Annotated in this window: 11 protein-coding genes; 8 read left to right on the top strand and 3 right to left on the bottom strand. The window is 49.5% G+C overall.

The window, feature by feature from the left end; all coding sequences use genetic code 11:
- Window positions 1-3: 3 nt before the first annotated feature.
- Genes M3089_RS03500 through M3089_RS03480 form a run of 5 tightly spaced genes read left to right on the top strand, consistent with a single transcriptional unit; the run spans window position 4 to window position 7,367 of the window.
- Window positions 4-1,389 carry a bifunctional UDP-3-O-[3-hydroxymyristoyl] N-acetylglucosamine deacetylase/3-hydroxyacyl-ACP dehydratase gene (locus M3089_RS03500; RefSeq protein ID WP_205110049.1) on the top strand — a complete coding sequence of 462 codons (1,386 nt, stop codon included), beginning with the start codon at window positions 4-6 and terminating at the stop codon, window positions 1,387-1,389.
- Window positions 1,390-1,400: 11 nt separating this feature from the next.
- On the top strand, window positions 1,401-2,171 hold the full coding sequence (gene lpxA / locus M3089_RS03495; protein WP_205110051.1) for an acyl-ACP--UDP-N-acetylglucosamine O-acyltransferase: 771 nt from the start codon (window positions 1,401-1,403) through the stop codon (window positions 2,169-2,171).
- Window positions 2,171-3,091 carry a tRNA (adenosine(37)-N6)-dimethylallyltransferase MiaA gene (gene miaA, locus M3089_RS03490; RefSeq protein WP_249081769.1) on the top strand — a complete coding sequence of 307 codons (921 nt, stop codon included), beginning with the start codon at window positions 2,171-2,173 and terminating at the stop codon, window positions 3,089-3,091. Before lpxA ends, miaA begins: the two co-directional genes overlap by 1 nt.
- A complete protein-coding gene (locus M3089_RS03485) occupies window positions 3,088-5,631 on the top strand; it encodes a transglycosylase domain-containing protein (protein WP_249081768.1) in 2,544 nt (847 codons plus the stop codon). Before miaA ends, M3089_RS03485 begins: the two co-directional genes overlap by 4 nt.
- A 17-nt stretch (window positions 5,632-5,648) precedes the next feature.
- Entirely contained in the window at window positions 5,649-7,367 is a 1,719-nt protein-coding gene (locus M3089_RS03480) for an AAA family ATPase (RefSeq protein WP_249081766.1), read from the top strand.
- A 329-nt stretch (window positions 7,368-7,696) separates the two neighbouring features.
- Here the strand turns inward: M3089_RS03480 and M3089_RS03475 are convergent, their stop codons facing one another.
- The 3 genes from M3089_RS03475 to M3089_RS03465 all read right to left on the bottom strand — a co-directional run bounded on the left by M3089_RS03475 (window position 7,697) and on the right by M3089_RS03465 (window position 10,865).
- Window positions 7,697-8,731 carry a YeiH family protein gene (locus M3089_RS03475; RefSeq protein WP_249081764.1) on the bottom strand — a complete coding sequence of 345 codons (1,035 nt, stop codon included), beginning with the start codon at window positions 8,729-8,731 and terminating at the stop codon, window positions 7,697-7,699.
- A 349-nt stretch (window positions 8,732-9,080) separates the two neighbouring features.
- Entirely contained in the window at window positions 9,081-9,659 is a 579-nt protein-coding gene (locus tag M3089_RS03470; RefSeq protein WP_249081762.1) for a manganese efflux pump MntP, read from the bottom strand.
- Window positions 9,660-10,670: 1,011 nt separating this feature from the next.
- Window positions 10,671-10,865: a hypothetical protein gene (locus tag M3089_RS03465; protein ID WP_057099064.1), complete on the bottom strand. Its 195-nt coding sequence runs from the start codon at window positions 10,863-10,865 to the stop codon at window positions 10,671-10,673.
- A gap of 301 nt (window positions 10,866-11,166) precedes the next feature.
- Here M3089_RS03465 and M3089_RS03460 point away from each other — a divergent pair, with 301 nt between their 5' ends.
- The 3 genes from M3089_RS03460 (at window position 11,167) to M3089_RS03445 (ending at window position 12,245) form a co-directional block, all read left to right on the top strand.
- Window positions 11,167-11,514, top strand: coding sequence for a molybdenum ABC transporter ATP-binding protein (locus M3089_RS03460; RefSeq protein WP_249081889.1), 348 nt, complete (start codon window positions 11,167-11,169; stop codon window positions 11,512-11,514).
- A gap of 236 nt (window positions 11,515-11,750) precedes the next feature.
- Window positions 11,751-11,969, top strand: coding sequence for a hypothetical protein (locus M3089_RS03450; RefSeq protein WP_013619456.1), 219 nt, complete (start codon window positions 11,751-11,753; stop codon window positions 11,967-11,969).
- Between the two features lie 18 nt (window positions 11,970-11,987).
- Window positions 11,988-12,245: a DUF6926 domain-containing protein gene (locus M3089_RS03445; protein ID WP_005650248.1), complete on the top strand. Its 258-nt coding sequence runs from the start codon at window positions 11,988-11,990 to the stop codon at window positions 12,243-12,245.
- Window positions 12,246-12,249 lie beyond the last annotated feature (4 nt).

The raw sequence follows: 12,249 nt of genomic DNA, 5'->3' as shown, positions 1-12,249 counted from the left end.
CGTATGATGAAACAGATGACGCTGAAGGGCAGTTTCTCGCTCTGTGGCAAAGGGCTGCATACAGGACTCAGTCTGACGGTTACATTCAACCCGGCTCCCGAAAATACAGGTTATAAAATACAACGCATCGACCTTGAGGGCATGCCAACCATCGACGCTGTGGCTGAAAACGTGGTCGATACGCAACGTGGCACCGTGCTTGGCAAAGGCGATGTGAGGGTGTCTACAGTTGAACACGGACTTGCAGCGCTCTATGCACTGGGCATAGACAACTGCCTCATACAGGTTAACGGGCCGGAATTCCCCATCCTCGACGGCAGCGCCGCAATGTACATTGACAAAATCAACGAGGTCGGCATAGAGGAGCTGAACGCCCCGAAAGACTGGTACGTGATCAGAAAAAAGATTGAAGTAAAAGACGAAGAGAGCGGTTCGTGCATAACAATCTTGCCCGACGACGAATTCAGCCTTACGGCAATGTGCTCCTTCAACTCAAAGTTCATTAACAGCCAGTTTGCAACTCTCGACAAGGTTGAGGATTTCTCGAAGGAGATTGCCCCTGCGCGCACATTCGTGTTCGTACGCGACATTGAGCCGCTGCTTAAGGCAAGTCTCATCAAGGGTGGCGACCTTGACAACGCCATCGTCATATACGAAAAGCAGATTTCACAAGAGCAACTTGACAAATTGGCCGACATGCTCCATGTCGAGCACCGCGACGCCACCGAGCTTGGCTACATACAGCACAAGCCCCTGGTGTGGGAAAACGAATGCACACGCCACAAGCTGCTTGACATTATAGGCGACATGGCCCTGATAGGTAAGCCCATCAAAGGACGCATAATAGCCACGAGGCCCGGCCACACCATCAACAATAAGTTTGCACGCCAGATGCGTCGCGACATACGCAAGCACGAGATACAGGCACCTATTTACAATCCGAACGAGGAGCCTATAATGGACATCAACAGGATAAGGGAGCTACTGCCCCACCGCTATCCCATGCAGCTTGTCGACAAAGTCATCTATCTCGGCGCAACAAGCATCGTTGGCGTCAAGAACATCACCAGCAACGAGCCGTTCTTCCAGGGCCACTTCCCTCAGGAACCTGTCATGCCGGGTGTCCTTCAGATTGAAGCAATGGCGCAATGTGGCGGACTGTTGGTACTCAACACGGTTGATGAGCCGGAGCGTTGGTCGACATATTTCATGAAGATTGACGACGTCAAGTTCCGCCAGAAAGTCGTTCCGGGCGACACATTGCTGTTTAAAGTCGACTTGCTCGCCCCTGTGCGCCATGGCGTATCGTCAATGAAGGGCTACGGCTTCGTGGGAGAGCGCGTTGTCGTTGAAGCCACTTTCACGGCCCAAATAGTTAAGAACAAATAAGCACCAAGCACATGAACATAATAAGCCCAATGGCTTTCGTTGACCCGGAAGCTAAATTAGGAGACAACAATGTCATCGGACCGTTCTGCTTTATCGACAAGAATGTGGTTATAGGCAACAACAACAAGCTCTATAACAGCGTTACCATACACACAGGGGCACGCATTGGCGACAACAATGAGTTCTTCCCGGGGGCGAGTATAAGCACAAAGCCGCAAGACCTGAAATACAAAGGTGAAGACACTCTCTGTGAGATTGGCAACAACAACAGCATCAGGGAGACCGTCACCATAAGCCGCGGCACTGCCAGCAAGGGCAAGACAACCATTGGCTCAGGCTGCCTGCTCATGGAAAACGTGCACATCGCCCACGACTGTGTCATAGGCAACGGCTTGATAATGGGCAACTCCACCAAGATGGCCGGCGAGGTGGTCATTGACGACAATGCCATTATCAGCGCAACAGTGCTGTGCCATCAGTTCTGCCGGATAGGAGGTTATGTCATGATTCAGGGCGGTTGCCGCTTCAGCCAAGACATCCCTCCATTCATAATTGCAGGTAAAGAGCCCACAAGATACTGCGGAATAAACATCATAGGGCTACGTCGTAGAGGGTTTAGCAATGAGGCTATAGAAACAATACACGACACCTACCGCATAATTTATGCCAACGGCATAATCAAAGATGGCATTCAGGAAGCACGCGCAAAGTATCCAGGAGTAAAAGAAGTAGAATATATCTGCACGTTCATAGAGAATTCCAAACGCGGAATAATCAGGTAATGGACACGCTAATAGTAGTCACAGGCCCAACAGCTGTTGGTAAGACAGAGTTATGCTTGGAGATTGCCAGCAAGTACAACATACCGATCATAAGCGCCGACTCACGGCAAATGTATGATGGTATGCGCATCGGCACAGCTGCCCCGACCGCTGAGCAACTGCAGGCGGTGAGGCATTACTTCATCGGTAACCTGAAACTCGCCGACTACTATAATGCCGCCATGTACGAGCAAGACGTAATCAGTTTGTTAGGCAGGCTCTTCAGGCAAGGACACGAAGCCCTTTGTGCCAAACACGGAGCCAAAGCCCTGATGACAGGAGGAAGCATGATGTACATCGATGCCGTTTGCAACGGCATCGATGACATCCCCACCATCGAAGCCGGCATACGCTCAATGATGAAAGAACGCCTTGAAAAAGAAGGCTTGGATGCCTTGTGCAAAGAGTTAGAAAAGCTTGACCCACAATACTATGAAATAGTAGACAAAAGAAATGTCCGCCGTGTTTTGCATGGCTTGGAGATATGCATACAAACCGGAAAACCTTATTCTTCATTCAGAACAAGCGTGACAAAGAAGCGCAATTTCAACGTGGTAAAGATTGTGTTGAACCGCCCACGTGAAGAATTATACACGAGAATAAATGGCCGAGTAGACAAAATGATGGATGCGGGATTGCTCGATGAAGCCAAGGCCCTCTATCCTTTCAAGGATTCAAACGCATTAAACACTGTCGGATACAAGGAACTCTTCGCTTACATCGAAGGCAAATACACGCTCGACGAGGCTGTCGAGCGCATAAAGGGCAACACAAGGCGGTATGCACGGAAACAACTGACATGGTTTAAAAAGTACGACGATGCCCATTGGTATAACCCTGACGACAAAGACGCTATAATGCAATACATTTCTCAAATATGAACAGGACAAAGAATAAAAGTAATGCAGTAAGACGCTGTTTTGACTTTTGCAAAGATGCAAAGGGCAAGGCTTGGCGTTGGTACAAGAGCCTATACAAAGGAAGACCGTGGTATATCAAGACCATATCGGCATTGATGTCTTTCATTGTGGCATTCATCTTGTATTTAGTTGCGGTTGACATTAACTTCCTGTGGCTCTTCGGCAAGTCGCCAGACATGGCCACAATAAAGAATCCTATCACCAACCAAGCAACAGAAATATATAGTGCCGACAGCGTGATGATAGGCAAATTCTTCAGCGAGAACAGGACTCCTGTAGAATACGAAGACGTAAACCCGGTGTTCTGGAAGGCGTTGGTAGACACAGAAGACGAACGCTTTTACAAACATTTCGGCATAGACTTCCAGGGTGTCTTCGCAGCAATCAAGGACTTTGCCCTGCACAACGACGCCAGGGGAGCGTCGACCATTACGCAGCAATTGGCCAAGAACATGTTCAGGGTGCGCACGCAATACTCCACGGGATTGCTCGGAAAGATACCCGGACTGAAGATTCTCATCATGAAAAGCAAGGAGTGGATTACGGCCGTAAAGATAGAACAGCTATTCACCAAAAAAGAAATTCTAACCATGTATGCCAATACCGTCGACTTCGGTTCGAACGCTTTTGGCATCAAGACGGCTTGCAAGACATATTTCGGCAACACTCCCGCCGAGCTTACCACAGAGCAAGCGGCCGTCCTTGTGGGCATGCTGAAGGCAACAACTTATTACAATCCACGCCTAAACCCGGACAACAGCCTCAGAAGACGCAACACCGTGATGAACAACATGGTGGTTCACGGCGACCTGACAAGTGCCCAGTACGACTCCTTGAAGAATTTGCCCATCACGCTGAACTACAGCGTTGAGAGCACATACGACGGCCAGGCGACCTACTTCCGCGAGGCTATTGCAAACTACTTGCGTGACTGGTGCAAGGAGAACGGGTATGACCTATACAACAGCGGACTGAAAATCTATACGACAATAGATACAAAAATGCAGAAATATGCGGAGGAAGCAGCCCGCAAGCAAATGAAAGTCGTACAGCGGAACTTCGACAACCACTGGGGCAACACAAACCCCTGGCAGGATGAAAACCACAATGAGATTCCCAATTTCATAGAAGACATTGCAAAGAAACTGCCTGTATACAAGTATCTGTCAGAGAAATATGCCGACGAGCCGGACTCCATATCATACTGGCTCAACAAGCCGCACACAGTGAAACTGTTTGATTACGACAAAGGCACGATAGAGAAAGAGATGAGCACTCTCGACTCCATTCGCTACATGGAGCGGTTCATGCATTGCGGCTTTGTGGCAATGGAGCCCAACACCGGCTACGTTAAGGCATGGGTTGGCGACATTGATTTCGACACATGGAAGTATGACAAGGTAACAGCCATGCGCCAGCCAGGCTCGACGTTCAAGCTCTTTGTATATGCGGAAGCCATGAACCAGGGCCTCACGCCATGCGACAAGCGTCGTGACGAATACTTCAGCATGCGCGTGTATGACAAGTTCAAGAAGAAAGAAGTTACGTGGGCGCCTACCAACGCCAATGGTTATTTCACCGGCGACTCTATGCCGCTGAAGGCAGCCTTTGCCCAAAGCATCAACTCTGTGGCAGTGAAGCTCGGGCAAGAAGTCGGCATTGACAACATTGTAAACACAGCGCACGCCATGGGAATAAAAAGCCCGCTGGACAATACGCCATCGCTGGCATTGGGCTCAAGCGACGTCAACCTGCTGGAACTGGTAAATGCATACAGCACCGTGGTTAACGACGGCAAGGCCCACGACCCTGTGCTGGTGACAAGGATACTCGACCGCGACGGCAATGAAATATACGTTGCGCCGTCAGAACAGCGCCAAGCCATACCCTACAAGAGCGCATTCCTCATGCAGCAGTTGCTTCTCGGAGGCCTGCGTGAGCCAGGTGGCACGAGCATGAGCCTGTGGCGGTATGTCAGGGCATACAACGATACTGAATTCGGAGGCAAGACCGGCACATCAAACAACCACTCCGACGCATGGTTTGTCGGTGTCAGTCCAAAGATTGTAGTTGGAGCATGGGTCGGTGGCGAGTACCGTAGCATACACTTCCGCACCGGCGCCTTGGGCCAGGGCAGCCGCACGGCACTGCCCATCTGCGGCAATTTCCTTGAGTCGCTATTGGGCGACCCGGCCTTCAAACGGTATCACGGCAAGTTTGCCAAGCCCACCGACGAGATTGAATACGATATGTATAACTGTAGCAGCTACTACAGGAAGAAAGAAAATCCCGACTCCAGTCTCATCGACAGCATAGGCGCTGCCATCAGCGGAGTGTCCATATCACTCGACCCAGAAATCAACCCGGTGAACCGTGACACAAGCCGCAACCACGGTGGCACGCACCCAACGGCGCCCCACAACGACAAGCAGCGCAACAAAACCGGCCACAACAATGAAGCTGGCAAGAGAAAGCCATCATACGAGGACGTCTACTTTTGATTGGTAACGGCAAACCAATGGAATTAGACTTGAACAATCGCGAATGGCAGTCGGCACTGCACATCATCAACACAACCCGTCGCTCGCTTTTCCTGACAGGCAAAGCGGGCACGGGTAAATCTACATTTTTACGCTATGTTGCCCAGAACACCCAAAAGAAACATGTGATACTTGCCCCAACGGGCATTGCGGCCATCAATGCAGGTGGCAGCACTCTCCACAGTTTCTTCCGTCTGCCGTTCCATCCCCTCATCCCGACGGACAACAGATACAACACCCGCAACATAAGGAAGACACTAAAATACAGCAGCGACCATTGCAAACTGTTGCGCGAAATCGACCTCATTATCATTGACGAGATAAGCATGGTGCGCGCAGACATCATCGATTTCATAGACAAGGTGCTACGGATATATTGCCGCAACATGCGCGAACCGTTCGGGGGCAAGCAGCTCTTGCTTGTCGGCGACATCTACCAGCTGGAACCCGTAGTAACCGAAGACGACCGCAGGCTGCTGCAACCGTTTTACGAATCGTTCTATTTCTTCTCGGCCAAGGTCTTCAGGGAGATGCAGCTGATTAGCATTGAACTGAAAAAGGTGTACAGGCAGACCGACAGGACATTCATTGACATACTCGACCACATACGCAACAACACTGCCGGGGAAAGGGAACTGAGGATACTCAACGGGCAGGTGGGCCGCAAGTTGCAATCCGACGGCAATGCGCTGACCATCACCCTGGCCTCGCGTCGCGACACCGTAGACTATATAAACGAGCAACAGCTCAGCAAGCTCGAAGGCGCGGCTACAGTATTCCATGGCGAGGTGAGCGGCGAGTTTCCGATAACATCGCTACCCACCCCAATCGAATTGCACTTGAAGCCAGGTGCCCAGATAATATTCATCAAGAACGACAAAGACAAGAGATGGGTCAACGGCACGCTCGGTGTGATAGATGCCATAGACGAGACACAGGGAATAATAAGCGTGATAACTGAAGATGGCAACGAGCACGACGTTGAACGTGACATATGGGAAAACATACGCTACACATTCAACGAGAAGGAGCAGAAGATAGAAGAGCAGCAACTTGGCGTCTACCGACAGTTCCCCATGCGACTGGCGTGGGCCATTACCGTACACAAAAGCCAGGGACTGACATTCAGGCAGGTCAGCATCGACTTCACCGGAGGGGTGTTTGCCGGAGGCCAAGCCTATGTAGCCCTGAGCCGTTGCACGTCGCTTGAAGGCATCAGCCTTACCGAACCGCTCAAGCCAAAAGACGTTTTCGTAAGGCCGGAAGTGGTGCGCTTTGCCCGACAGTACAACAACAACAGCATATTTGCTAAAGCACTGAGCGAGAGCAAGGCCGACATTGAGTACCGAGAGGCAGTGAAGGCCTTCGACGACCACGACTTCGATGGTTTCATAACAAACTTTTTCAAGGCCATCCACAGCCGTTACGACATAGAGAAACCGGCAGCCAAACGACTCATACGGCGCAAGTTAAGTATAATAACATCGCTCATGGCCGAAAACGGCAGTCTCAGGGATGAGTTGCTCCGCAAGGAAGAACAAATGAAGAAGCTTGCCGTGGAATACACCATGCTCGGCAAGGAGTGCGAGAACGAGCACATGACCGACGCCGCCATAGCCAACTACCGAAAAGCGCTTGAGCTCTATCCCGATGCTTACGAAGCACGGCGCAGGATAAAAGCATTGAGCAAGCAATAGAATGCGTGCCTCAGCGACCGACTGACGGCACACAACCACCGAGCCCCCTACTGGCAACCAAGATGCCAGAAGGGGGCTCAATGCGTATTGACCTGTAAGCCATGCCCACTTGGGGGCGAGCAGACGGCGACTCGCAGTGCTACAGTAGCGCCTGCACCATGCGTTGCCAAAGACAACGGCTGGCTGTCGCGGCACTGTCACGCCGCCCTTCCACCACCATCTCACCTCCGGTGCAGGTCACGGCGCCGCCCGACGTAATGCCCCAAACAGCACCGGCCGGGCTCATTGCAGACGCCGGAACATGCCCGTCTGCGGGAAAGGGGCAAGGGTCAGACAATTGCCGGCACAAGATATTTCACCATGCCATATCCGGCAAAAATAAGCCAGACATACAATACGAGGGCAAGAACAAAAGGCTTGGCACCGGCTTTGCGGAATTTGTCGATGCTCGTCTCGGCTCCCAAAGCCGTCATTGCCATTGTAAGCAGGAATGTGTCGAGAGTGTTGATGAAGCCGACAACGGCTTCGGGAAGCAAGTCGAACGAGTTGAAACCGATGACCACAAGGAAGAGCACCGCAAACCATGGTATAGCTATCTTTGCCCTGCTCGAGTCGCCAGTGCCATTCACGGCAGCGCGCGCAACGAAATAACCTATGATAAACAAAACCGGCACCAGCATCATCACCCTTATCATCTTTACGATGATGGCCGGGTCTGCCACAGCCTTGCCCATGGCGTTTCCGGCCCCGACCACATGGGCAACCTCGTGGACAGTGGCCCCGGTGAATATGCCCATTGCTTCCGGCGACAGGTCGATGAGCCCGCTACGGTAAGCTATCGGGTAAAGAAACATCGACAATGTGCCGAATATCACGACTGTTGCCACGGCCACGGCCGTCTTATACGGCTTTATCCTTATAGTAGATTCTGTGCCCAGCACGGCCGCAGCGCCACAGATGGAGCTGCCAACGGATGTGAGCAGGGTTATGCCCCTGTCCATCTTGAGGAGCCGCCCCACAGCCATGCCCACGCCAATGGTCGTGGCCACGATGATGGCGTCGACCAATATTGCCGGCAGGCCTACCGCCGTTACATCCTGGAACGTAAGCCTGAAGCCGTAGAATATGATGCCTATGCGCAACACGCGCTTTGAACAGAACTGTATGCCGGGCACCCATGTATCCGGAAGGTTGTTTCTCAAGCTGTTGGCATAGAGCATTCCGAGGATGATTCCGACAATCATCGGACTAAGCGACAGGGCCTTGACAAAGTCCATGTCACCGATATAAAAAGCTGCACAAGAAAAAAGCGCAATCAACAAAACGCCATGCAGCATACTGCTTCTCTGTTCTGATAACTTCATAATGATAAGAATTTAGTTAAGAAAATTAATGATTTACAGATGACCAATGCCACTGTTTGTAATAATCAATTACCATCGGCATTCGCATCATGCCGTTATCCCAATTACATTGACAGACAACACATTAGCCGGCCTGCGCCCATTGGCATTCAAAACGGCCGCCATCACGCCGCCAAACAGGCCATATCGCTTTTAGAAACGGGCCGTTTTGCCATGCAAAATGGCAGAGGCAGCCCCACATTACATACTTTTGTCATGATTTAATCCCACTCCCATGGCGTGCCGCAGTCTACATCGAGCAATGTGCCCGCGGCAAGAGTGCTCTGCCCCACTCGCTCTGGCCACACGCTCATTCGGCCAGATGGCTTACCAATATCTTTATTCCTATGAGCATCAATATTACTCCTCCCACCAACTCGGGCTTCAGCTTCTTTGCTATTGCCTTGCCAAACTTCACCCCGAGCGCATTGCCTGTGATGGCCATGACAAACGAGACAAGGCCTATAACGAGCAACGGAACACCCAACTGTCCGGCGTTTTTGTATCCAAGGCAGGCAAACGAGATGCCCACAGCCAGCGCATCAATGCTGGTGGCGACCGAGAGCACAATCTGAGTGCGTAGCTTGCGCGGGTTGAAATGGTGGCATTCTTCTTCCTCCACAAATGCGTCTCTAATCATTTTTCCGCCAAGAAAGGCAAGCAGGCCGAATGCTATCCAATGGTCGACAGACTGCAGGTAGTCGCTGAAATAATTCGTGCCGAGCCATCCCAGGAAAGGCATGAATGCCTGAAACGCCCCGAAGAAAACAGCCATGCGTATCGTAACACAAAAAATGAAACGCCGCATGATAACCCCGCTGACCATAGACACAGCAAAGCAATCCATAGCCAAGGCCAGTGACAGAAGGCAAATGTCAAACAGACTCATAATCATTGATTCATAAAGCGAATGCAAAGTTACTCAAAAATTCTTTATAATTGCCGTTTCGGCATATACATTTTAGCTATCCACATGAGTTGGACACCTTTGCCGCAATGAATTTACAGCCACAAAAGCATGCACTAACCCGTGCCGTCAAACCGCACATCTGCCTGACACTATGGAAGTTATACGCCCGAAGTTAAACATTAATTCTGCATTATATCCACCGGCACTTGCATGCCACCGCGATACTGATTGGCCGGAGTATCATGCCGAGGAGCGGCTTGCAGCCTATGTACAAAGCGCGAAACAGCATGCCGGCATGTGACGGTGGGAGTTCTGAAAGTACATATCAGATGCAAAATACGACACTAAGCGGCTTGCCAACCTATTTGTGCCAAAGTGCCACAGCAGTAACATACCGACCGGACAGAACCATGGTCTACTATCCATTTGGGGTGAACCGCGACCTCTTCGACCAACGCAATGCAAGATTCCCGGCGCTAAATTGCATTTTCTCGCCCATTTTTAGTAAATTTGTATAAGGAAATTACGAAAAAGGTCTAAGTGATTGAAAATGAGTTGCAGTTACCAACTCATAGTAGTAATAGGTTACGAATTAGTTAGTTATCTGCTGTTTTATTCTTCTGCGCATTGCGTAACCTTCAAAGAACTCTTCGTATGCAAAAGTAGCACTTTAATGGCATATATTGAAATAAAAATCCAGCTTTTTAAGCTCCACAGACAAGTTTTTCCGTAAAAGCGAATTTATTCGTAGGAACATCATCATCAATAAGTTGACGACCATGTTCCTACTATTGCATAAGCATAGAAAAGGGCTTTGCGTCACGCCTGAACCATGTTCAGACTGATGATGCAAGGCCCCTTTCTTTTTTTGCTTATGCCACAAGCGGTGCTTTTACGGCTGTTACCTGTTGATTTTCTTTTTTTTGTCGGTTCCTCTAATCGAAAACGGAAGTCATGGGTAACCACACCTTCCATAAATGAAAAGTGCCATTACCCATGACGGCAAACCGGAAAGAAAATTGCAACCGCATAACTAAACAGGTTTAGCCACACGGTTGCAACATACTTTCTTGGAATGTTTGCCGGTTTCACGTTTTCGCCGTATCCCTTCTTTTTGAGATTTCCTTTCTTTCTTTTCCCGGAACATTTCATATCCAATATGCCTCCACATCCGTTTACCTCCATTTTGATGGTCTTTCAGACAGTCGCATCAGGTGGATCGTTCCCGTTCTGGGTGCAAAGGTAAATCCGGGATTGGGATGCTCAATGGTTTTTAGAAAAAATCTCCAGCCCTGCGGGTAGTATTTTTTCTTTGAAAACCCTTGCTCTACCCACTCCCTACCTTTTTTGAAGCACCCGAAACGAAAACGACCGAAGCGACAGAAAGACGCATTAAAAAAAATGTCGGATAAACGGGAGGCATATAAGGTTGGAAACTCAACTCCCTCAGCTCTCGAATCCGCATTAAAAATAAAAACAAATGGATATGGAAGCAGCAGTAGCAACAAAATTCGTGAAGTGGGAAGTTCCGACATTGGAAAGCCTACATGAGTGCAAGGTTTACAGACTTCGTATGAAAGTGAACAATGGCGAGGTGCTGAACAGAGAGGAAAAGAATTGGATAACCGAAAAGGTAAACGGCAATACCTATTTCAAAAGTGCGATACCATTGCAAGGATGGCGGTTTGACTTCTCCGACATACTGAGGACATTCCTTGTAAGCCAGTACGGACAATGGAGAGAATACAAGGCTATGGACAAGACGGCACTCCGCAAGATATTGTACGGAAGAATTGACAGAATAGTAGAACTTGGCAAACGACACCCAAAATGACAGCAGCAATGAACATAAGACAGACAGCGCAATCCGTTGGACTTGCAGTATTCGCATTTCTGTTGCGCTGTTTCCTTTGGATAGTCAATATCCTTTGGTACATCATCAGAGAAATAGTCTGTGGAGTATTCCGAATGGTTATCAATGTAATGGTATTCATCATATTCCTCATTGCCATTTTCGGCTTTTTCCTATGGCTACTGACACTTTGAATTAACTCCCAAAAGCATAACATTATGAAACGATACAGCAAGACAGCAGCGCAGCAATGCAGATTTTACGAGGTGGACAACATCTTTGAGTATATGGTGGAAACCTACATCAACGGCAACCATTCAACCCTAAGAAGGCTATACCACGAACTCAACAAGGAAGCGAGAAAGGACTTTATCGGTTTTCTTTTGGTGGAATGCCCCCCACAATACCACACAGAGATTTTACAAGAGATTGTCTGACCACATAAAGGAACGGATATGAACAGGACAACGGAAAAGATACCCACATGGAGTTTAGCCTATATCATCAATGGCGATGCAACCGCACTCACAGACGATGAAGTTCAGACAATAGACAGATGGATGAAGCAATGGCAAGTACAAGATGTTTCACCCCTCACAGATGAAGAAGGGAACGCACAGCCTTATTTCACCCATTACCCCCTTTTCGGACTTCCCACAGAAGTGGAAGATTGCGAGATACTTTATTTGAACGACAACCCGACTAAAATTTGAGATT

It is taken from the genome of Marseilla massiliensis, from assembly GCF_023336985.1.
In the GTDB taxonomy this organism is placed as follows: domain Bacteria; phylum Bacteroidota; class Bacteroidia; order Bacteroidales; family Bacteroidaceae; genus Prevotella; species Prevotella intestinigallinarum.
Note: the sequence above shows the minus strand (reverse complement) of the source record. Positions and strands in the feature narration are given on the sequence as shown.

Coding starts and splice junctions, on each gene's coding strand:
- M3089_RS03460 (WP_249081889.1), top strand. CDS start 11,167: ATGGAAGCAGCAGTAGCAACAAAATTCGTGAAGTGGGAAGTTCCGACA.
- M3089_RS03480 (WP_249081766.1), top strand. CDS start 5,649: ATGGAATTAGACTTGAACAATCGCGAATGGCAGTCGGCACTGCACATC.
- M3089_RS03485 (WP_249081768.1), top strand. CDS start 3,088: ATGAACAGGACAAAGAATAAAAGTAATGCAGTAAGACGCTGTTTTGAC.
- M3089_RS03475 (WP_249081764.1), bottom strand. CDS start 8,731: ATGAAGTTATCAGAACAGAGAAGCAGTATGCTGCATGGCGTTTTGTTG.
- M3089_RS03465 (WP_057099064.1), bottom strand. CDS start 10,865: ATGGAGGTAAACGGATGTGGAGGCATATTGGATATGAAATGTTCCGGG.
- M3089_RS03500 (WP_205110049.1), top strand. CDS start 4: ATGATGAAACAGATGACGCTGAAGGGCAGTTTCTCGCTCTGTGGCAAA.
- miaA (WP_249081769.1), top strand. CDS start 2,171: ATGGACACGCTAATAGTAGTCACAGGCCCAACAGCTGTTGGTAAGACA.
- M3089_RS03445 (WP_005650248.1), top strand. CDS start 11,988: ATGAACAGGACAACGGAAAAGATACCCACATGGAGTTTAGCCTATATC.
- M3089_RS03470 (WP_249081762.1), bottom strand. CDS start 9,659: ATGAGTCTGTTTGACATTTGCCTTCTGTCACTGGCCTTGGCTATGGAT.
- M3089_RS03450 (WP_013619456.1), top strand. CDS start 11,751: ATGAAACGATACAGCAAGACAGCAGCGCAGCAATGCAGATTTTACGAG.
- lpxA (WP_205110051.1), top strand. CDS start 1,401: ATGAACATAATAAGCCCAATGGCTTTCGTTGACCCGGAAGCTAAATTA.